General features: G+C 43.8%; 16 protein-coding genes and 1 other RNA gene. 7 read left to right on the top strand and 10 right to left on the bottom strand.

The features are described 5' to 3' along the window. Positions 1-27: 27 nt before the first annotated feature. Genes ACYX4N_RS12470 through ACYX4N_RS12455 form a run of 4 tightly spaced genes read right to left on the bottom strand, consistent with a single transcriptional unit; the run spans position 28 to position 5,694 of the window. Positions 28-2,223: a TonB-dependent siderophore receptor gene (locus ACYX4N_RS12470; RefSeq protein WP_476054234.1), complete on the bottom strand. Its 2,196-nt coding sequence runs from the start codon at positions 2,221-2,223 to the stop codon at positions 28-30. Beyond that, entirely contained in the window at positions 2,220-3,536 is a 1,317-nt protein-coding gene (locus ACYX4N_RS12465) for a DUF3526 domain-containing protein (RefSeq protein ID WP_476054233.1), read from the bottom strand. The genes ACYX4N_RS12470 and ACYX4N_RS12465 overlap by 4 nt, the downstream gene beginning before the upstream one ends. Beyond that, complete coding sequence (locus ACYX4N_RS12460; RefSeq protein ID WP_476054232.1) at positions 3,533-4,975, bottom strand: ABC transporter permease; 1,443 nt, start codon at positions 4,973-4,975, stop codon at positions 3,533-3,535. The genes ACYX4N_RS12465 and ACYX4N_RS12460 overlap by 4 nt, the downstream gene beginning before the upstream one ends. Next, the gene (locus tag ACYX4N_RS12455; protein ID WP_269916491.1) at positions 4,972-5,694 is read right to left on the bottom strand and encodes an ABC transporter ATP-binding protein; all 723 of its coding nucleotides are present in this window, start codon (positions 5,692-5,694) and stop codon (positions 4,972-4,974) included. Before ACYX4N_RS12455 ends, ACYX4N_RS12460 begins: the two co-directional genes overlap by 4 nt. 315 nt (positions 5,695-6,009) lie before the next feature. Here ACYX4N_RS12455 and ACYX4N_RS12450 point away from each other — a divergent pair, with 315 nt between their 5' ends. After that, on the top strand, positions 6,010-6,612 hold the full coding sequence (locus ACYX4N_RS12450; RefSeq protein ID WP_476054231.1) for a thiamine biosynthesis protein ThiC: 603 nt from the start codon (positions 6,010-6,012) through the stop codon (positions 6,610-6,612). A gap of 239 nt (positions 6,613-6,851) precedes the next feature. Here the strand turns inward: ACYX4N_RS12450 and ssrA are convergent. Next, positions 6,852-7,211, bottom strand: a transfer-messenger RNA (tmRNA) gene (ssrA, locus tag ACYX4N_RS12445). A gap of 394 nt (positions 7,212-7,605) precedes the next feature. Between ssrA and ACYX4N_RS12440 the strand changes: the two genes are divergently transcribed. Then, on the top strand, positions 7,606-8,829 hold the full coding sequence (locus ACYX4N_RS12440; protein ID WP_476054230.1) for an NADH:flavin oxidoreductase/NADH oxidase family protein: 1,224 nt from the start codon (positions 7,606-7,608) through the stop codon (positions 8,827-8,829). 98 nt (positions 8,830-8,927) lie between these two features. Here the strand turns inward: ACYX4N_RS12440 and smpB are convergent, their stop codons facing one another. Continuing rightward, the gene (gene smpB, locus ACYX4N_RS12435; RefSeq protein ID WP_179983283.1) at positions 8,928-9,407 is read right to left on the bottom strand and encodes an SsrA-binding protein SmpB; all 480 of its coding nucleotides are present in this window, start codon (positions 9,405-9,407) and stop codon (positions 8,928-8,930) included. 145 nt (positions 9,408-9,552) lie between these two features. Here smpB and ACYX4N_RS12430 point away from each other — a divergent pair, with 145 nt between their 5' ends. Together ACYX4N_RS12430 and ACYX4N_RS12425 are read left to right on the top strand one after the other, a co-directional pair. After that, positions 9,553-9,984 (top strand): type II toxin-antitoxin system RatA family toxin, encoded by a 432-nt coding sequence (locus tag ACYX4N_RS12430; protein ID WP_476054229.1) that lies wholly within the window; start codon positions 9,553-9,555, stop codon positions 9,982-9,984. Further along, a complete protein-coding gene (locus ACYX4N_RS12425; RefSeq protein WP_179983285.1) occupies positions 9,981-10,328 on the top strand; it encodes an RnfH family protein in 348 nt (115 codons plus the stop codon). Before ACYX4N_RS12430 ends, ACYX4N_RS12425 begins: the two co-directional genes overlap by 4 nt. Before the next feature lie 85 nt (positions 10,329-10,413). On the opposite strand, the gene ACYX4N_RS12420 is transcribed toward ACYX4N_RS12425, so the two are convergent. Both ACYX4N_RS12420 and ACYX4N_RS12415 read right to left on the bottom strand, forming a co-directional pair. Continuing rightward, positions 10,414-10,890, bottom strand: a complete 477-nt coding sequence (locus ACYX4N_RS12420; RefSeq protein ID WP_012518305.1) for a MarR family winged helix-turn-helix transcriptional regulator — start codon at positions 10,888-10,890, stop codon at positions 10,414-10,416. A 30-nt stretch (positions 10,891-10,920) separates the two neighbouring features. Then, positions 10,921-12,891: a BCCT family transporter gene (locus tag ACYX4N_RS12415; RefSeq protein ID WP_474831859.1), complete on the bottom strand. Its 1,971-nt coding sequence runs from the start codon at positions 12,889-12,891 to the stop codon at positions 10,921-10,923. 322 nt (positions 12,892-13,213) lie between these two features. Between ACYX4N_RS12415 and ACYX4N_RS12410 the strand changes: the two genes are divergently transcribed. After that, on the top strand, positions 13,214-15,916 hold the full coding sequence (locus tag ACYX4N_RS12410) for a TonB-dependent receptor (protein WP_474807086.1): 2,703 nt from the start codon (positions 13,214-13,216) through the stop codon (positions 15,914-15,916). Positions 15,917-16,092: 176 nt separating this feature from the next. After that, on the top strand, positions 16,093-18,081 hold the full coding sequence (locus ACYX4N_RS12405) for a tetratricopeptide repeat-containing sulfotransferase family protein (RefSeq protein ID WP_476054228.1): 1,989 nt from the start codon (positions 16,093-16,095) through the stop codon (positions 18,079-18,081). 80 nt (positions 18,082-18,161) lie between these two features. Here ACYX4N_RS12405 and ACYX4N_RS12400 read toward each other — a convergent pair whose 3' ends face one another. Further along, complete coding sequence (locus ACYX4N_RS12400; RefSeq protein WP_474807083.1) at positions 18,162-18,626, bottom strand: hypothetical protein; 465 nt, start codon at positions 18,624-18,626, stop codon at positions 18,162-18,164. Between the two features lie 493 nt (positions 18,627-19,119). Here ACYX4N_RS12400 and ACYX4N_RS12395 point away from each other — a divergent pair, with 493 nt between their 5' ends. Then, positions 19,120-19,308, top strand: coding sequence for a hypothetical protein (locus ACYX4N_RS12395; RefSeq protein WP_476054227.1), 189 nt, complete (start codon positions 19,120-19,122; stop codon positions 19,306-19,308). Between the two features lie 216 nt (positions 19,309-19,524). On the opposite strand, the gene ppsR is transcribed toward ACYX4N_RS12395, so the two are convergent. Further along, complete coding sequence (gene ppsR / locus ACYX4N_RS12390) at positions 19,525-20,337, bottom strand: posphoenolpyruvate synthetase regulatory kinase/phosphorylase PpsR (protein WP_049586695.1); 813 nt, start codon at positions 20,335-20,337, stop codon at positions 19,525-19,527. Positions 20,338-20,522: the final 185 nt, after the last annotated feature.

Genomic DNA, 20,522 nt, shown 5'->3' with positions numbered 1-20,522 from the left:
TCGATGATAGCTAAGCGCCGTAGGCGCTTAGAAACGATAGGCAGCTGTTAGCCTAAAACGCTGCGGTGCACCAGGTTCAACCCATACGTCAGCAAACGAGTTAGTGTAAAACTCTTTATCAAACAGGTTATCTACAGCCACTTTAACTGATAGATTTTCAACTGGCTCTATTTCAGCAAACGCTCGTACTGTAGTATAGCTAGGTAGGTAGAAGTCCGTGGCGGTTTGCCCCAAGCGTTCATCAACGTATAACAGCCCAGAACCTATGCGCACTGGCATATCAGCCAAAGAAAAACCTTTACTCAGTTGAATACTAAGCTGGTTTTCTGGAACGTTAATGAGCGGGTCGCCAGACTCAATGGCTGCAACAAAGTTAGCATCTGCTGCATCATTTGTACTTTCTGCATCAACAAAGGTGTAGGACACCCATAGCGAAATATCACTTTCAAATTCAGCGTTAATATCTAGCTCGATACCGCGGCTTCGCGCTTCACCTGCTGGAGTTAAGAAAAAACCGTCTGATGCTTCTTCGCTGTCATCAAACACTAGGATATTGCTTTGTTCAATATTAAACAGTGAAAGCGTGATGTCGCCGCGCACACTGTCGAACATAGACGTTAAATCGGTTTTAAGGCCAATTTCTGCAGATTCTGATTCGTTCGGCTCGAAAGGATTACCCGCATAGTCTGAACCTGTTAACTGACGGAAGCCTTCGCCGTAGGTGGCATAAACGCTTGTGCTGTCATTAAACACATAAACGGCGCCCACTTGCGGCGAGAAACGGGTATCATCTTGCGAGGTCGTGTTTACCGGACTTGCTAAGCGATTATTAATTTCCTGCTCGAACTTATCGAAGCGGCCACCTAAACGAATTTGAAGCTTTTCGGTAATGTTAATTTGGTCTTGAAAGTAAACGCCCCAGGCTTTTTGAACTTCAAAGCGGTCTAGATTGTCAGACAGCTCAACATCGGGAAGGGGTGTGTAATCAGGGTTAAATATATCGACCACAAGGTACTGATCTAAATCTAAATCGTTGATGTCAGTATCATTTGAGAAAAACGGCGGGCGATAGCGCAGAATGACCTGGTCGTTTTCAAATTTGTCGTAGTCAGCACCAATAATTACGCGATGGGTCAGTGAGCCCGTTTCAAATTCACCCGCAATTTCGCCACGTAAAACCAGATAATCTGTCTCGAAATTACGATAGCGTTTAAAGCGCGATAACAAGGCTTGATCTGGGTCGATAAATAGCGTTTGACGGCCGCCAAAGTTATTCTCAAGCGCATTACCTTCAAACGTAGTATCGCGCAGCCCAGCACCTAACAGTAAGTTCCAGTCATCAGCAAGCTTGTGCGAAATCTCAATTTGATGGCCAACAACTTCGGTATCAATAGTGTCGCCATTCGGATCGCCAGTAAAGGTTTCAATGGGCTGATGGCCCAACTCGCCGTCAATAGCGACTACACCGCGATCAAACGGAATCTTTTGTTCGGTGTACTCTAACTCATAGGTCACCGTAGTATCTGCCGACGCTTCCCAGGTTACCGACGGGTAAAACCCAAAACGTTCGGTTTCTACTGTATCGCGAAAACTTTCCGCGTCTTCATAAAAACCAACGAGTCGTACGGCAACATTTTCAGACGCCCCTGCAACGGTTTGTACGTCAGCTTCAACACGCATTTGCTCCCAGCTTCCGTAAGTGGCTTTAACTTCACCACCTTCACGAAACTGAGGACGTTTAGTTACCAAGTTAATTGCGCCACCCGGTTCACCACGGCCAAACAGGGCCGCTTTCGGGCCTTTCAGTACTTCTACGTGATCGATGCCTGATAGGTCACGAGGGCCGCCGAAACCTCGACCTGCATTAAAACCGTTTACCAAAAAACCACTAGGTAAGTTTTCGTCACCTGAAAAGCCACGAATGGCAAAGCTATTCCACAGGCCGCCAAAATTATTTTGGCGTGCTACAGATGCCGACAGGTCTAGTGCGTCATTCAAATTAATAGCACCGGCATCACTAAGTAAGCCTAAGTCTATATCTTGTGCTGCAGCAGGTACTTCTTTATATTCAAAAGCCCCTTGATACGCGCGATGCATACCGTGTACGGTAATTTTCTCAACATCAGCTTCATTTTGGCTGTCATCGCTTTGTGCTAAAGCCGATGTGCTGAGCAGCGCCGATATAGTGGCTGCAAGTGATGATTTAACCCAACAAGTTTTCATTCTTCTTTTCCTGTGCGGTTTTTGTGTGAGGTTTTAATGTTTGGTGTAAATTGTGGTAAAGCTTCAAAGCTTTCTTGAGAAAATTCAGGGTCTTTAAAAAGGTGGTAATAATAGAATTCTCGCAGCGCCCTATGAAAAGCACGTACGTCGTTTTCGTAGCCCACCATAGCTTCAACGTTAGTATCAGCAGCGCTTGATAATAAACGTTGGGTAAGCAAAGACGGCGAAAGCAAGGCTACGTAGCTGGCGATATTGTCTTTTTGAAGTGTGGCTGCTTGATAGTCTTCCGACAATTCGCTGGCCGTTTGGTCGCCCACTTGTTGAAATGCGTAGTACCATTTCCAATTAAATGAGCTGTCTCTTTCAGGGTCAAATGTTGTGTAGTCGGTCCACTGCGGGTGAGTAGCAATGAATGGAGTCCAAGTGTCTTCAATAGGCTTATCCCATGCGCTATTTACCGCTTCGCGTTGGGTAAGCACAATATCGCCGCCTTCAGGTGTTTCAACCATCGCATTAATTACCGTGTGTGCGGTCACGGGCACAATAACGGTGGTTACAAGCCAAACGCCTAGCATAATAGAGGCAAGATGCGTTGCACTGAAATTTGCAAAACGTTTTGCGGCGCCAATCGCAAGAACAATGGCACTCCATAACGCAATATTACCTATTACTATTGCGCAAACGGTTAATATAGAAGCCAAAGATGCACCATTAATTAACCCGAACACAACAAACGGAACAAGCGTAACAAGCGCTAAAGGAACCAATGTGACGATTACTCGTGCCGTCCATATAGCATGTGAATTACGCGCAGTTACGTTGAGTAAATCAAAACGACGAGCTTCACGTTCTTTCGCTTTTAAATCGTAAAGTAGCAATATGATAAATAGCGGCAGCAATACGCTGGTCACAAAGGCAAAATCGAAACGCCCTAAAAACGCAAGCTCTGGGTTATCTGTATCGCTCTCATAAATTTGCCCTTCTAATGCCAGCATGCGTATGCGATGCTTCCAAGGAAATACGTCTCTTTCGCCTACGGCTGCAAAAGCCAGCGGGGAAGGGGGTGCATAAGTCAGGTGAAAAGCGTAATAAGCAACCATGCCATAGTTAGACTGGTGAGTGATAACGGCTTCACGCTCTACTTGGTCTTTTTCTAATAAACGTTCAATAGTGGCTTGTTGCTCCTGCATCTCTGCATAACCCGACCACAAAGACACCGTGCTTAAAAGAAAAACGACTAATAACGTAAGCTTTAATTGGCGGTGACCAAACACAAAATTAGCTTCACGTTTAAGATCGGTAAAACGCATCATGGGTTTAACCTCCTAACAGCCGCTTTTAAAAGCAAGGCGGTAATGCATACCCAAACAAACAATTGTAAAAAGTAAATAAGCGCGTATGAAATGCGTGTACTTGCTGCTTCTGGCTTAAAATTAAACTCCGAAAGCAACGCCCAATTGTCTGCACCCACAACAGCTTTATCCGCCGCTTCTTCGCTTGCGTTGCGGTTCATGTCGAGTTTGTAATCCAGCTTTTCAACATGCACTTTATTAAGCCCTTGCACGAATTCGAGGCGAAGAGCTTCTGCTTCTCGTAAAAAACGATGGTGGGTTTCAAGGCTGGTGCCTGCTAACAGTGTTGAGATAGAGCGAACGGCGACGGTAGGAGATAGCCAGCCAAACTGACGTGCAATATGTGCTTGCTCTAACTCTTCTGCCATTCTGCTTTCGGCAAACTCATTAAGCACCTGCGCCTGTCTACCTTCAGAAAATTGGGCAACAACACCGCGGAAGTTAACGGGAAGGTCGTCTACGGAATCCACATTGTATTTCGCTAATAAATCTTCTTTTAGCTTTTTGAATGCAGGGTCGTTAACGTCGTGACCATCGCCTAAACTACGAAGCTTTTCTTCTACTTTGAAATCCGCTTCAAGCTTGCCCATCGAGGGGGCGGCGTTTGTCGCTACGCTGCTTCCAAGACGAGGAAGTAACACACATGCGGCCATCCAAATAACAATAAGCATGGTGAAGCTAACGCTACTTTTCTCAAATAACGCTGAACAAGCAGTTACAACGGTAGCCCATAGCAAAAAGTAAACGGCGTAACTTAAACAAAATAACAGTACTACAAGCGCGCTTTCGCTTGAAAAAGCCACGTACAAGCAGGCCAGAAGCAGAGGGAGTAAAAACAAACCGCTAGCTGCAATTAACGCTAATAGCTTACCTAACATTAGCTGCCAGCGAGTCGTTCCTTGTGACAACAACAAGGTAAGTGTTCCCGCTTCGCGCTCTCGCGATACGCTGCCGTAACCAATGAGAATAATAAACAGTGGAGCAAGCACTAGCGCCAGAAAGCTTGGGGTTAAGCTGCTAAAACGGGTAAGTCCGGCTGATTGTCGTTGCTCTGCAAACATGGCGCTATTTTGGCGATGCCCTTCTAAGAAAATAGCGTTACCCGTGTAGGTGTCTACCCCAGGTTCGATTACGCTTAATGGAGTAGGGGCACGAAAGACATAGTGACCATAATGCACCATGCGATGAGGGTGCTTATCAGGCTGTGCTTTAAAACGCTCTTCCGCTTCAGTTTGAAGGTGCTCTCTAGCGTGCGCGGCCTCTTCAATGTGAAATGCATTCACAACCAATGCCGCAAGGGTCAGTATGGCACCTAGCAAGAGTACCGTAGCAGCGACTTTCGTGCGCAGCCAATATCGCCACTGATCTGCACAAATGGTTTTAACTACATTAAATATCATGCTTTGCGCCCTGCAAATGCTGCGTGTACCGCTTCAGTATCAATAGGCGTATCGCCAACACGCTCGAAAGAGCCGGTTAGCTTACCGTTACTTAAAAGCACAATACGGTGAGCTACCTGGCAAGCACCATACACGTCGTGAGTTACCATAAAAATGGTAGCTCCGTTGGCCGCTAGCTCTGAAACCAACGCATTAAATTCGTCAATAGCGGCAGGATCTAAGCCTGACGTGGGCTCATCTAAAAACAGCACTGGTGCATTGCGCAGTAAAGCAAGGGCAATTGCGGTTTTCTGGCGCATACCTTTTGAGTAGTTTGATAACGCCTTATTCCATGAATCTTCTTGAAGCGCCACTTTGCGAAGTGCCGCAAAAATGTCTTCGTCTGATTTTTCTACACCAGCTACAGAAAGAAAGTAACGGATATTTTCTAAGCCAGAAAGGTGACCATAAAGCGTTACAGATTCAGGTAAGTAAGCGACTGACTTTTGAACATCGTTAGGGTGAGTAGTGGCGTTGTGCCCCAACACAGTAGCGCTACCGCTAGATGCTTTCATCAAACCTAAAAAGGTTTTAAGTGTAGTAGATTTACCGGCACCGTTTCCGCCTAAAAGCGCGAAAACTTCGCCCTTACCAACGTTGAAGTTTAGATTGTCTAAAAGCGTGCGGTTTTCAACGCGCACGGTTAGCGCATCTGCGCATATTACTGAATTTGTTTGCATTGTATAACGTGCTGTAACAGAAATTTGCGAGCAATGTTATATTATAACTAATTAGATGGGAATACGTTTTACTCTTAAGTGAGAGTGGAATGACCAATCTAAAGGAAAAAGCAGTGCTTAACTAGAAAAGTGTTGAAGATTTAAATGAAAAAGACATGCCGATTGGTAGTGAGCTATCTCAATAGATTAAGTTTCCTCTCTTTATAGATGATTTTCAATTTTTACCAAATTTAGTGAAATAAATAATTAGCTTTACCTGTCTTATAGCCACATTAATAAATGTTACTTACGTATCTAAAAGAAAAGAGAGCCATAATGGAATTTACTCATAAGCGCACTATTCAAATAACCGCATCACTATTACTGCTATTAGCAATAACACAGGCTGTTTTTACAGCGCTTTACAGCAGCGGAATTAGCTTTTCACGGCAGCATGCCTGGGGATTTGAAGCCGTAATTTTTACTATGCTAGCTGCTTTCGCTAGTACCGCTATGGTGCAGGCAAAAAACGCGCAGCTAGGCTGGTCGGCTATTACTTTTAGCGCCGTTCTGAATATAGTGCAGGTAAGTATTGGCCTAACGTTATTTTCAACCTTCGGCCAAGTTGCTGGTGCAGTAGAAGGCGCTAAACCTTTAATTGGCGGCGTAGTGTCTTTGTCTTTCATGATTTACTACGCAGCGAAATTGTTATTAGGATTAGCAGCCATCGTTTTCGGCCTATTCTTGATGGTAAAAGGTGGTAAAACAATTGGTGGTCTTACCGCTATAGTAGGCATGGTCGCTATGTTTGCCAATACGATACTAATCATATTTGGTCGTGATGGCTTTCTACCATCAGGTGTAGCTGGCGCTTCAGGTATGATTGCGACGTTATTATTGGCTATCTGCTTAATCAGCCTAAACCGCAAAGCAGACTAGGGCTTAGTAACTTTCGAATAAGATACTTTATCAAGTAAAACGTCGAAGCGTGTTAGTGGTCGGTGGGGGCGTGAGCAGTGACATACTGTTTAGTGTATTTGACCTGCCGCTAACGACTTTTCTAAATTATTAATATTGTTTTCAAAGTGTGCGTTCACACATTTCGGCACTGGATGTGGGGAAATTACTGAGTTTTAGACATAAAAAAAGACGTCATAGGACGTCTTAATTTATTGAATTGGTGGAGCTGGCGGGATTTGAACCCGCGTCCAGAAAATGTCTACCTTTGGTACTACATGCTTAGTTTGTCATTTATTTAACTGCTTGGAACTCCGACAAACAGGATTTCCTTGCAGCTGGCCTAATACTATTTCGCGGTTCACCCTTAGACAAGGTTCCCTCGCTATCCTACTTGGATGACCTTCCGAATCCCCGCTAGCAGGAAGAGACTAGGGTGGAAGGGCCTATACCGGTTATTAAGCGGCTAGTGCGTAAGTTTCGTCGTTTGCGACTATTTAAATGCGGCTTTTTTAAGAGGCCAACCGCTCCTCTGCATGCACCTCCGGCTTCCTAGATCCTGTCGAATCCTAATCAGCCCCGAGTGTGATTTTCAATAATAGCACAAATGTTACGTCATTAAATGCTTTCTTTTAGAAAACGCTTTAAATTTTAAGGGTTTGGCTATAAAACAACCAAAAATAACACTTATGTTTTCAAAAGCTTACTATGCGAGCTTAGAAAACAAAATTACCTTCGTAACAGCGAGTCTATTATCGACTTATTACTAATGTGTGGTTAGATACTCTGAATTTCAAGGGCCCGTGTGAACAAAAGGGTAAGAAAGCTTAAAGAGAGCTTTATGTTTTAATTAAAAGAACAATCTGCTTAATAATTTTTTAGCGAATTTTTAAGGAATAAGTACCTATGTAAGGATGCATTTAGCGGCAAGAACCATTAAAGTACGTCAGCATAATTAAAAGGCTTGTAGTGTAAATGTCTTCAGATTCCATATTGTATTCTCCTTATACCCTGCCGTGTGGCGTAACAGCGCGAAACCGTCTTGTTAAAGCTGCAATGGAAGAAAATATGTCGAGCATGGGAAACATTCCCGGTGAGTCTTTATATTCACTTTATCGATACTGGGCTCATGGTAATTTAGGCATGGTAATTACAGGTAACGTTATGGTTGATAAAGCAGCTATGACAGGGCCAGGTGGCGTTGCACTAGAAAAAGATACCGATATTGCGCCGTTTCAAAAGTGGGCGAAGATCATTAAGTCAAATGGCGCATTAGCCATAATGCAGATTAATCACCCCGGTCGCCAAGTATTTAAAGCCATGCAGGGCAAAGCTATAGCGCCTTCTGCTGTACCGCTGGATATGGGTAAACACTCTAAGCTATTTGCTCAGCCCAGGGAAATGACCTGCCAAGACATCCATGATGTATGCAAGCGCTTTGTCGAAACGGCTAAGCAAGCTGAAAAAGCTGGTTTTGATGGCGTAGAAATACACGCCGCTCACGGCTACTTGCTTACACAATTTTTATCTCCGCTTACTAATCAGCGTCAAGACGAGTGGGGCGGTTCTATTATTAACCGCGCACGTTTGTTGATAAACATAGTCAGCCAAGTTAGAGCGGTGTGCGCTTCAAACTTCATTGTTATGGTAAAGCTTAACTCTGCTGATTTTCAAAAGAATGGGTTTTCTTTTGATGATGCTTGTGAAGTAGTAAACCGCTTAGAAGCCTTGGGTGTAGATGTGGTCGAACTATCTGGCGGTAGTTATGAAGCGCCCGCTATGCAGGGCCAAACCCGGGACGATACCACCCTTGCCAGAGAGGCATACTTTCTAGAATTTGCACAGGCCTTGGTGAGTAAAACCGACATTCCACTTATGACCACAGGCGGCATTAAACGGGCCGAAGTGGCAGAAGAGGTGATAGAGCAAGGCTGCGCTATGGTAGGCTTAGCCAGCGCTTTAGCCATTACGCCCGACCTAGCTAAGAAGTGGCAGCAAGAATGGACTTACTCGGGCATTATTCCACACTGTACTTGGAAAGATAAATCGTTGGCGAGCCTTGCTAATATGGCGATGGTGCGACGACAGCTTAGGCGGTTGGGAAATAACCTAACCACGCTAAGAAACCCGTCACCGCTTTGGAGTCTTATTCTTGATATGCTGCATCGAAAGAAGATGACCAAACGAGACGTAGGCTAACGCCAATACCGTTTAGGAAAGGATTTTCAGAAGGCTGCTATATTAATACGCAGCCAAAATCACGCTTCTTTTATAGCATCACATATGAAAACACAGCGTTAAACGCTGTGTTTCATCATTCTTTCTTTTTGGCGTTGCCAGTCTTTATCTTTCAAAGTGTCGCGCTTGTCGTGAGCGTGCTTACCTTTAGCTAAATGAATTTCTAGTTTCACCCAACACTTTTTCCAATACATAGACGTTGCAACAATCGAGTAGCCCTGGCGGTCACGGGCGCCCATTAAGCGATCTATCTCACGCTTTTTAAGCAAGAGTTTTCGCGCGCGTTCAGGCGCAGCAATTACGTGGGTAGATGCCTGATTTAGCGGGCTAATTCTACAGCCTACCAGATAGGCTTCGGCATTTTGGATAATGATGTACGCGTCGGTAATGTTTACTTTACCGGCACGAATACTTTTAATTTCCCACCCTTGAAGCTCAAGCCCGGCTTCGAACTTGTCTTCTAGGAAATAGTCATGACGCGCCTTTTTGTTCTGCGCGATATTTCCTGAGGTGTTTTTGTTGGCTTTATTCTTTTTCATGCTGGCTATTATACTGATTGTTCAAAGGAATGTCTTTAGTTGTCATTGTTATCTTATATTGGGGCATTTGGTTCAAAACCGAATACAAGCGATACAAAATTTCTGTGATACAATGCCTCCAAGAGTTTTAATTGTAGTGGGATCAATGCCAAGTATTCATAGAAGCGCGCTTGTAGCTCATAGCGCAGAAGCCATGTTTAACTTAGTCAACGATGTAGCTTCCTACCCTGAGTTTTTGCCAGGCTGTACCGATAGTAAAATCCTCGACACTTCAGCGCAAAGCATGAAAGCATCTTTGCTTGTTGCAAAAGCCGGTATCAAACAGTGGTTTACAACACATAATGTTCTAGAGCCAGGCAGAAGTATTCAAATGCAGCTAATAGACGGGCCGTTTCGTTCGTTAACTGGCGGCTGGACATTTTCAGCGCTTTCTGAAGAAGCGTGTAAAATAGAGCTTAACCTTGAATTTGAATTCAGTAATAAGCTGGCAGAGATGGCATTCGGAAAAGTGTTCAACAGTTTAGCTACTAGTATGGTTACAGCTTTCACAGACCGAGCGCGGAGTGTGTACGCATGAGTAATAAGCTCATCAATATTGAGGTTGCCTACGCACTGCCCACCAAGCAAACTATCATTGATGTTGCTATTCATGAAAATGCGACGGTAGAAGAGGCGATTAATGCGTCTAACGTGCTTGAGCAGTTTCCCGAAATCGACTTAAAAGCCACAAAAGTGGGTATATGGAGCCGCGTTGTTAAGTTACGCGATACACTTAACGATGGCGATCGAATTGAAATTTATCGCCCGCTGATAGCTGATCCTAAAGAGATTCGAAAACGTCGTGCTGAAAAGGCCAAAGAAGAAGGTAGGGCAGACAAAATTACCGGTGGAAAAGTAAACCCGCTGAAAGCGAAGTCCTAGTTTCGCATCATGCAATATACGTTTATTACAGATACAAAAATGGCCTTCATATTGAAGGCCATTTTTTTAGAAAAGATAGAAGCTATTAGCTTTTTTCTGAAATGCTGCCTAGCTCCAAGAAAGGTGAGGCATCAATATCTTCAGCATCCATCATACTAGCAATACGCTGAACGGTAGCTACCATTTGGCTTTGCTCCCATTCTTTTAGCTGAGAAAAACGCTCGACAAAGTGTTCCTGAAGCGGGCGCGGGGCGTCTACCACCGCTTCTTTTCCGCGCTCGGTCAAAAACACGCCCACTTTACGCTTGTCCTGTGTACTTCTAATGCGCGTAGCTAAGTCTCTAGACTCTAGTCTGTCTAAAATATTGGTTATAGTTGCAGGGCTTAAATTAATATTCTCTGCAATTTCGCGCACCATAATGCCAGGGCGCTCTTCGATATTTTGCATTACTAACAGTTGCGGGCCTGTCAAACCCACGTGTTTACTTAGCTGCTTGCTGCGTAGGTCTACAGCGCGAATAACGCGCCGTAGTGCCACTAATAGTTCTTCTTCTTTTCGCATATTACTTCCAACAAATGCGTAACCAGTTGGTTACTTAAGCAAATGAATAAAATGTTGGTGCTTATGGTAGTGATCGATTACGTCATTAATGACTGAGATTTTCGACCAACCCATAATGTCATAGTTTTGACCACCTTCACTCAGGTGAACCTCGGCGCGATAGTACGTTGCCTTTTTGTTTTCGTCCAGTGTTGCTGTATCGCTTGGACCAAATTCAGGCTGTTCTGTCGGCACCAGGTATACCGCATAGATAAATTCTGGGTCGTTACCCATATCAACGGTCAGAATAAGTGCTTCGGCAGTATCTTCAATTTTTATATCAAACTGCTGAGACTTAAACTCTTCACCAACTTCTGTTAGTGCAGGCATCACCACCTTGTTTGCATATCGACGAACCGCATTTTCATCTGGGAAAGTAACGATGTTTTCTAATCGGTCTTTCCAGTTTTTATCTGAATCGTTATGTAAAGGCGTACCGGCCATTACCTGTAGACTTTCTCGTTTGTAAGACTCAATCCTCAGTGCTTTTAGCAAACCGGAAATAGCGATGAGCAGCACAATAGCAAATGGCAGGGCAGCTGCAATTGTCATTGTTTGGAGTGCGCCTAATCCGCCAGCATAAAGAAGTATTGAACTGACTATACCTACTCCAAGCGCCCAGTACACGCGTTGCCACAACGGCGTATCGTTTTCACCGTGGGAGCAAAGCATATCAACTACCATTGCGCCAGAATCACACGAGGTTACAAAGAATATAATTACCATAAGCACGGCAATAAAACTAAGAACTGACGCAAATGGAAACTGCTCTAAGAATACAAATAACGCAACGGAGGTATCGTCGTTAACCATTTGTGCCAGTACGTCTTTTCCTTGCACTAATACTTGGTCGATAGCACCGTTACCGAATACGGTCATCCAAAATAGCGTGAACGCAGAAGGGATAAGTAGAACGCCCATAACGAATTCGCGAATAGTTCGGCCGAACGAGATACGCGCTATAAATAGACCTACGAAAGGCGCCCATGCTAACCACCAGCCCCAGTAGAATATGGTCCAGCCACCAATCCAGTCGGTTTTTTCATAGGTGTACAAATTAAAGGTATTTCGCACTATGTCAGACAAGTATGCGCCTGTGTTTTGCATAAAGGCCTGTAGTAAAAATACCGTTGGACCTAAAGACAATACAATTAGCAGCAAAATAATAGCCAGAACCATGTTGGTTTCTGAAAGGCGACGAATACCTTTATCTAGACCAGTAGTTACCGAAATAACCGCCAGACCAACTACGCCTGCCATAATGGCAATTTGAACACCAGTATTAGAGGGCAAACCAAACAGATAGTTAAAGCCCGCGTTAACTTGCGAAGCGCCAAAGCCAAGCGACGTAGAAATACCAAATACCGTTGAGGTTACTGCAAATATATCTACTACATGGCCAGGCCAGCCATAGATACGGTCGCCGATAAGTGGGTAAAGTGCAGAGCGAAGGGTTAAGGGCAAGTTTTGGCGGTAGGCAAAATAACCGAGTATGAGTGCTACCACCGCGTAAATAGCCCACGCGTGTATACCCCAATGGAAGAAGGTCGTTTTCATCGCTTCGCGCACGGCATCTATACTTTCTGCCTGTGCCGTGGGCGGAGACATAAAGTGCATTAATGGTTCAGCTACACCGAAAAACATTAACCCAATGCCCATACCTGCAGCAAACAGCATACTTAGCCAAGTACCAAAACTAAACTCTGGTGTGGCGTGGTCAGGCCCTAACTTAATTTCGCCATAGCGAGACATGCCCAAATACACCACTGCTAGAACAATGATAGTAACGGTTAGAACGTAAAACCAACTGCCATTTGAAACAATTACACTTTGTAATTTTTGGAAGACAGAGTCTGCAAGTTCGGGCGTGCCCGCAGCGAAGATTAGTAAGCAGATGATTAACGCAGAAGACGTTATAAACACCGGCTTATTGAGTGGAGATTTCTTTTCGTTCTCAATCACGCAGTAATTTCCTTTCACCTTTTATTTCAACTTAGGTTATTACGGCGAAATATACAGCATGGAGCACTTTTAATAAATATCAGATGAAATAATTCGATTTATATGCAATTTAAAGCTTTGCTCATTGCCTCGCACTCAGGGTCTTCTAAATAACCTTCCAATATTAGACTTTCTGCTATTATTTACTACGTTATGGTTAAATATTAATCGTTAGTGTAGAAATTAATTATAGTTGTTGTATTGTAATATATGATCTTTTTGATATGTGTATGAAGTAAACACAGTCCGAAGAATAAAAACCAATTGAAGGAAACACACACAAATGCGTAAAACTCAGCTTAGCTGTGCCATCATCGCTGCATTGGCATCTACCTCTCTGGCTGCGCAAGAATCAGACGCGCCTGCTAAACTTGAAACCATTGAAGTTACCGCCACTAAAAGAAGTGAGTCGATTCAGGACGTTCCGGTTGCCGTAACTGCACTTAACGGCAAAGCACTAGAAAATCTTGGGATAGACAATTTCCAAGATTATGTTGAATTCTTACCTAACGTGGTATTTCAGGGCACAGGTCCGGGACAGAATGAAATCTACATTCGTGGTGCTGCAACAACCCAATCTAATATTATGCTGTCCTCGGTACAGGCGCTTCAGCCGTCCGTTGCCTTCTATCTTGATGAAATGCCAGTATCAATGGCTGGACGTAATTTAGATGTTTACGCTACAGACGTTCAACGTGTAGAGGTACTTCCTGGGCCACAGGGCACATTGTTTGGTGCTAGTTCTCAGGCGGGCACTATCCGTTTAATCACCAACAAACCTGAGCATACGAGTTTCGCTGCAGGTTTCGATACCAACATCGGTTTTACTAAAGACGGTGAAATGAGCAACTCGGTACAAGCGTATTTCAATATGCCGCTTACCGACGACCTAGCTGTTCGTGTTGCCGCGTACAACGACAAACAAGGCGGTTGGATAGACAACGTCATGAATGTGCCGGGCGAGGGTGGCTACATTGGCAGTGCTGTGGTTATTGACCGCATCTCAGGTGGTCCATTAGCAGATCCGGTGGGCATGGACGCAAACAGAATTACCAACCCCAATATCAATTCTAATACCGAAGCGGCCGTTGTTTCTCCACAAAACGATGCCCTTGTCGAAGAAGACTTCAATGATGCTATGTACACAGGTGCACGTTTTGGATTGTCTTATCATTTTAATGACGACTGGGACTTACTTGTACAGCACACCCAACAGACATTAGACACAGAAGGTGTATTTGCCTACGACCCTACGCTTGAAGGTGAAAGCTCTGCGCTGCGTTTCCAGCAAGAAGAGAACAAAGACGAATTCGGGTTAACTACGTGGACGCTTGAAGGGCGTTTAGAAAAACTAAACGTGGTATATACCGGTGGTTATTTAGACCGCGAAATTGATACGCTAGCGGACTATACAGGCTATACAAACGGTGGCTTATTCTCTGCGTATTACGTGTGTAACCACTACGATACGCCTGATAACACCGCAGACGAGCGCTGCTTAGACCCCACCAAATATTATAAAGAAGACACATCTACTACCCGTAATACTCACGAGATTCGTTTCAATACCACCATGGATACGCCATGGCGCGTGACGGCTGGACTGTTCTATGACGAACAAGAAGTTGCAACTGTTGGGCAGTTCAAGATTGCCAACACAGAAATGACGACATTCGGGTTTGATAACCTTCAACGCACCCTAGTAGGAAATGAAGGCATTAATAGTGATGGTGGCCCTTTCCCTTCTGAAGTGAGCTTTATCAACGATATCACGCATACCATTGAACAAATCGCTGTATTTGGTCAGCTGGAATATGATATTACCGACACGATTACAGCAAGTATTGGCGCACGTTGGTATGAAATCGATGATATCTACGTGGGCTCAACGTCAACCGTTGACGTAACGCGACGTATTCGTGCATTCGGTACACAAGACCCAGACGAGCTTGCGGCCGTTGGACTAGACCCTGATGCAGTAGCAGCGGCTATTCAAAGCGGGCAGTTAGAGGTAGACCTGTTAGACGACAACGGCGTGCTAACCGTTGACGACACTATTTTTAAGTTCTCGCTAGACTGGAAGGTTAACGAAGACGTATTACTATTCGCTAACTACTCAGAAGGCTTCCGACCTCCGGTTACTAACCGTGTTGGTGGTGGCCTGGCAACGAATCAGTCTGGTAAATTTGAAAACTTCCGTATTCCAGTATACTCAACAACCGATACGCTAGATAACTACGAATTGGGTCTTAAAGGTGACTTCTTTGATGGTCAATTCCGAGTAAACGCTACGGCCTATTATTCTGAAATTGAAGAACTGCAAACGTCGCGCTTCGACCCCACTAACATCTCGTTCTTGGTATTCACCGACAATGTAGGCGATGCTGAGATCAAAGGTATTGATGCTGACATGACGTGGCTTGCTACTGATGACCTTATCATTAATGCTGCTTTCAGCGTATTAGATACCGAATTAACTCGCGTAAACTCAGAACTTGAAGGTATCGCGGCTGGTGTTGGCTCAGAGCTTCCATACTCAGCGAAATTCTCTGGAAACATTAATGCGCGTTATTTCTTCGAGCTTGAGGGTGATAAGCGTGGGTATGTGAACGGCTCTGTAAGTTATACCGGCGATCGCTTAGCAGGTATGGTGATGGATGCCTATGTAATGGAAGATGCAACTTCGCTTATTTACGGCACAGGTTCAGGCCTTAAGATTGAACAAGAAGCTGACGTGTTTGAAGGGGTCACTTATACCGATTCAAATGGTGAAACATTCCGTGGTGGCCGCTACGTACAGGAGTCGTATATCCTGACGAACCTTGCTGTTGGTGTAACAAACGACGTATGGAAAGCCGAACTTTACATTGATAACGTGTTTGATGAGCGTGCAATTTTGAATATTGATACGCAGCAATTCACGCCTAAGGTAGTAACAAATAGACCGCGTACTATTGGCCTTCGTTTCTCATACGATTACTATTAAGGTTAAGTTAGTAAGGCTAAATTGGCGATTTACGATTAGCACACAACGGTGCCGGGGCAACACGCCTTCATAAGTTTTAACTAAATGAAGGTGTGTTCGCCCCCAACTTTGAAACGGCTAGCTCTATGAGTTCGCCGTTTTTTGTTTTTACGCTAATTTAAAAACAGGCGTTTTTAATGACACAAGAAGAACAAAAAGAAATACAGCAGTTAAAGCAAGGGCTTATGCAATCACAGCATCAGGCCGTCATTTCTGGATGCAACGACATACTTCGACGGGCTAAAGACCCGTTGGGGGTAAGCCAAAACACCCTCAAAGAGGTGCTATATTTAAAAGCGGTAGCATACCGTCTATTGGCTGATGTAAGCAGCGCCATCGAAACGTTAAATGAACTCATTGCATACTTCCCAAATTACGCCCGGGCTTACCAAGAACAGGGCTACTGTTACTTGGCTTCTGATCGCAAAAAGGCTGCGCATAGTTTTTATCAGGCAACACGATTCAACCCAGCGTTATTAACGGCATGGCTTCAGCTTGAAAAAGTGTACAAAGCAGATGATCAAACACAAGCACTAGCGCTTTGTCAGCAGCAAATTGCATTTCTAACATCTTTGCCCAAGCCGTTATTAGGTGCGACAGATCTAATGCACGAAGGGCAATTGCACAAAGCTGAACAAGTATGCCGACAATTTCTAGCTAGTCATGAGCATCACCCTGAAGCAATGATGTTACTTGCCGAAATTGGGATTCAATTGAAAGTATATAGCGACGCTGAATTCCTATTAGAAAGCTGTGTAACTCTCTACCCTGAAAATGACAGAGCTGCCGCGGCCTACCAAAACCTGTTATCTAAACTGGGTAAATTTCCTGATGCCGCGGCTGTTGCGAACAAGCGACTCAGACAATCACCAGACAACTTCACTGTAAAAGTAGGCTTGGCGCACGCGCTGGTTGGTATTGGTGAGTTAGAGCAAGCTATTGACCTTTATAAAGAGTTATTAAAAGAAAGCGAGGATAGGCCTGCAGTTTGGGTAGCACTTGGGCATGCCCTAAAAGCTAAAGGTGATATTGACGAAGCGATACAGGCCTATGAAAAAGCCATTGTATTTGAAAAGGACTTTGGCGATGCGTACTGGAGCTTAGCGAACACAAAAACCTATCGGTTTAGTGATGACCTGCTTAGGCAAATGGTCGCGCTGGTAGATGCTGATGCGACAAAATTGGATGATGAAACTCATATTTGCTTTGCTTTAGGAAAGGGATTTGAAGACAGAGCAAATGCCTCCCGCGCGTTTAAGTACTACGCACGGGGCAACAGTCTTAAAAGGCGTACGCTACAGTTTGATATTGCTAAAACTGAGAAGGCATTACAGGCTCAGCAGCAGGCTTTTACAAAGGAAAGCTTTGACAAAGCGCAAGGCTGCCAGGAGTCCGCTCCTATTTTTATTGTTGGCCTTCCTCGGGCTGGTTCAACCCTTCTGGAGCAAATCCTCGCGTCGCACTCTCAAGTGGACGGTACGATGGAACTGCATGACATATTAGGGATAGCGTCGTCACTTAGTCATCAGACTACGCCTTACCCATTAAATGTATCAGCATTAGATGAAGAAACACTGTCAAAACTAGGTGAGCAATATATTCAGCAGACGAAAGCTTACAGACAGGGCGCGGCATTTTTCATTGATAAAATGCCTAATAACTTCATTCACATAGGCTTAATTAAAAAGATACTGCCTAACGCCAAAATTATTGATGCACGCAGAAACCCAATGGACTGCTGTTTTAGTGGCTTTAAACAGTTATTCGGTGAGGGGCAAGAGTTCAGCTATTCGCTTGACGATATTGGCCGTTACTATAATGCTTATGAACAGCTTATGGATCATTGGCATAGTGTATTGCCTGGGGAAATTCTTACTGTACAGCACGAAGATGTTCTGGATGATTTGGAAGGGCAGGTTAGACGAATTCTAGATTTTTGTGGATTAGACTTTGAAGAAGCATGCTTAGCGTTTCACCAAACCAAACGGGTGATAAAGACCCCAAGCTCTGAGCAGGTTCGCCAACCTATTTACAAAACAGGAATGGGACAGTGGAAGCCTTTCGAAAACTATTTAGCTGAGCTTAAACAAGCACTAGGCAGAGACACGTCGAAAACAGATAATTAATGGATAGCCGAAAATAAAAAGTCATGGCTGCCTTTAAGCCATGACTTTTTATTAATTAGTTAAAGCGTATCAACCACCTTTTAAGGCTGATAAGGTAGAGAAGATTGATGAAGGATAATACGAATTTTTCCGTCTTCACATTGTTTGAAAACAAAGCTCTTGTTTACGAAGATATGGCTGTCGTCTTCGCCGATAAAGTGTACGTTACACTGAACAATGGCAAGTTCACCATTCAAGATAAAGTCTTCTTTGCTGTACCAAACCTTCACCCATGGCTTTAATTTAAAGCCATTATCGTTTGGATAGTCGCTATTACCGCCTACGAAATAAGATAAAGCGCCTTCTTTAGTTGGGCGAAATGTTTGCGAGCCGAAAGTAAGCGTAGGTTTAAAGAGTACTTTTCCATTATCGTAGTCGTAGTTATCTGACAGCACTTGTGATGCGAATGCTTTTACATCGCCACCTTCAGCGTGCACTTTACCTACCGCTACTACATTGTCGCACCAAGTTTGTAGTGCGCTATGAACCATTTCTTCTGTGAACATGTTATTTCTCCTAAGACGATGTGTAATGTTATATTGTATCAATTGATTTGTTTACAATATCGATAAATTGATGAATTGTAACTGTTTATCCGTGATAGTCATTTTCTATCAGTAAGCGCTAAAACCTGCCAACTGCATAACTTCAACTTTTTTCAATAAGACAAGCTGTTACCTATTAGACATTAAAAAATGGTAACCATTCTTAATCTAATCTTCTGTTTTCAACGTTACAACGTTATCTGATGTCGAGTTTTTAAGCTCGTACATTTTAAATGCTTAGACTTATTGTGGAAGGTTTTGTCATGAATGACGTTACACAGCTAATATTGATGTATTTCATTATTCCGCTGTGGTTCACAGCAGGGATAGTTGACTGGTTTTGCCATCGCAGCATTAATATTGCTGCTGCGGGGGGGCCGAGGGAGTCCTTAATTCAACAGCCGTTGCTACCGTTTTAAAGTTTTTATCTTATGTAGAGGAGTTGATAAGAGGTATGAAAGCAAAAGAAAAAAGTTCACGAGAAAAAACGACGTTGTCTTCAGGTGAAGAAAACCAATCTGATAGTAAAGCGGACGTTTCACATCAGGATGCAGAAGCTGCGAGCCCTTATGCATCATCTGTTGCAGGTGAAGAAGACCCAGGTGTAGCTCTTGAAGAATGGGTAGAAAGCAACAAAAAATGACGCTTCAATAGTAAATGATAAAAGGCCACGCAATACCTCAAAGACAGGGGGCGCTTTTGCCTGGTTAGCCTCAACTAGACCAGAATCTAGGTCATGTGGTGCCCCGTTGCTTTACAAAAGTTAAAGGCACCGCCGCGACATAAAAGAGCGCTCTATAAAACACAGCGGGTAAATACCGCAGCTTCGTACAAAGTTACTGATAATTTAAAAGCCCGCTTAGTATTTACGACGTTTGAGCCCCGTCTCTGCCAGTATTTTTGCTGAGATCTCTTCAATTGAATACTTAGTGCTATTCAAAAACGGGATCTTTTCCTTTCTATATAAGTTCTCTACTTCACGAAGCTCCATTCGACATTGTGGCAGCGATGCATATTTGCTGTTTGCACGGCGCTCTGAACGTATTTGATGGAGTCTATCCGCTGCAATCGTTAGCCCAAAAAGCTTATGTTTAAATCTACGTAAAGCAGGAGGGAGCTTTAGCATGTCGCCCATATCTTCCTCTGTGAAAGGGTAGTTGGCTGCTTTTATTCCGTATTGAAGCGCTAAATAAAGGCTTGTGGGGGTTTTACCCGAACGGGATACCCCGGTAAGTATGATATCGGCTTCGTCGTAGTCTTTTAGGTTAGAACCATCGTCATTAGCCAACGCGTAGTTCACGGCTTCAATTCTAATGTCGTAGGTGGTTTCGTGGATACTATGTGTACGATGTTTTTCTGGTTTTGAAGGAACACCCAATACTTTTTCTAGTGGCGCGACAAATTGATCGAGAAAATTATAGTTAATGCCTACGGATTTAGAGATTATCTTGCGAATATCTACATTCACAATTGTATAAAAAACGAGCGGCCTTTCTCCGGTGTCTTGAAAACTTTCAGAAATTTGCTGCAAAACTTTGTGAGCTTGTTCCTCAGTTTCAACGAAAGGAATAGTGTTGTGATTGAAAGAAACGGGAAACAGAGAAAGCAGGGCGTGGCCAAAGACCTCTGCGGTGATGGCTGTACCATCTGAAATATAAAAAGCTGTGCGCACAACATATCCTTAACATTGGTGTAATTTTATTACAAAAGTAATAAAGGGTTTACTTTCTGAATTTCCCCATTCTAAGATGATTTCGTCGAAAAGCTACACGGTTCTTGTGAATGACGGCAAATTTCAAAGGTTTGCTGTCAAACGTAATGGACAGCGTTAACAGTGGTTTTCGCCACGTATCGACA

The organism is Alteromonas sp. ABH4_452, assembly GCF_056311825.1.
The sequence above is the reverse complement of the archived record's forward strand: the minus strand, read 5'-3'. Positions and strand labels throughout refer to the sequence as shown.

What these genes read in the sequence shown, in the direction of transcription:
- ACYX4N_RS12470 (WP_476054234.1), bottom strand. Translation starts at nt 2,223, where the DNA reads ATGAAAACTTGTTGGGTTAAATCATCACTTGCAGCCACTATATCGGCG.
- ACYX4N_RS12465 (WP_476054233.1), bottom strand. Translation starts at nt 3,536, where the DNA reads ATGATGCGTTTTACCGATCTTAAACGTGAAGCTAATTTTGTGTTTGGT.
- ACYX4N_RS12460 (WP_476054232.1), bottom strand. Translation starts at nt 4,975, where the DNA reads ATGATATTTAATGTAGTTAAAACCATTTGTGCAGATCAGTGGCGATAT.
- ACYX4N_RS12455 (WP_269916491.1), bottom strand. Translation starts at nt 5,694, where the DNA reads ATGCAAACAAATTCAGTAATATGCGCAGATGCGCTAACCGTGCGCGTT.
- ACYX4N_RS12450 (WP_476054231.1), top strand. Translation starts at nt 6,010, where the DNA reads ATGGAATTTACTCATAAGCGCACTATTCAAATAACCGCATCACTATTA.
- ACYX4N_RS12440 (WP_476054230.1), top strand. Translation starts at nt 7,606, where the DNA reads ATGTCTTCAGATTCCATATTGTATTCTCCTTATACCCTGCCGTGTGGC.
- smpB (WP_179983283.1), bottom strand. Translation starts at nt 9,407, where the DNA reads ATGAAAAAGAATAAAGCCAACAAAAACACCTCAGGAAATATCGCGCAG.
- ACYX4N_RS12430 (WP_476054229.1), top strand. Translation starts at nt 9,553, where the DNA reads ATGCCAAGTATTCATAGAAGCGCGCTTGTAGCTCATAGCGCAGAAGCC.
- ACYX4N_RS12425 (WP_179983285.1), top strand. Translation starts at nt 9,981, where the DNA reads ATGAGTAATAAGCTCATCAATATTGAGGTTGCCTACGCACTGCCCACC.
- ACYX4N_RS12420 (WP_012518305.1), bottom strand. Translation starts at nt 10,890, where the DNA reads ATGCGAAAAGAAGAAGAACTATTAGTGGCACTACGGCGCGTTATTCGC.
- ACYX4N_RS12410 (WP_474807086.1), top strand. Translation starts at nt 13,214, where the DNA reads ATGCGTAAAACTCAGCTTAGCTGTGCCATCATCGCTGCATTGGCATCT.
- ACYX4N_RS12405 (WP_476054228.1), top strand. Translation starts at nt 16,093, where the DNA reads ATGACACAAGAAGAACAAAAAGAAATACAGCAGTTAAAGCAAGGGCTT.
- ACYX4N_RS12400 (WP_474807083.1), bottom strand. Translation starts at nt 18,626, where the DNA reads ATGTTCACAGAAGAAATGGTTCATAGCGCACTACAAACTTGGTGCGAC.
- ACYX4N_RS12395 (WP_476054227.1), top strand. Translation starts at nt 19,120, where the DNA reads ATGAAAGCAAAAGAAAAAAGTTCACGAGAAAAAACGACGTTGTCTTCA.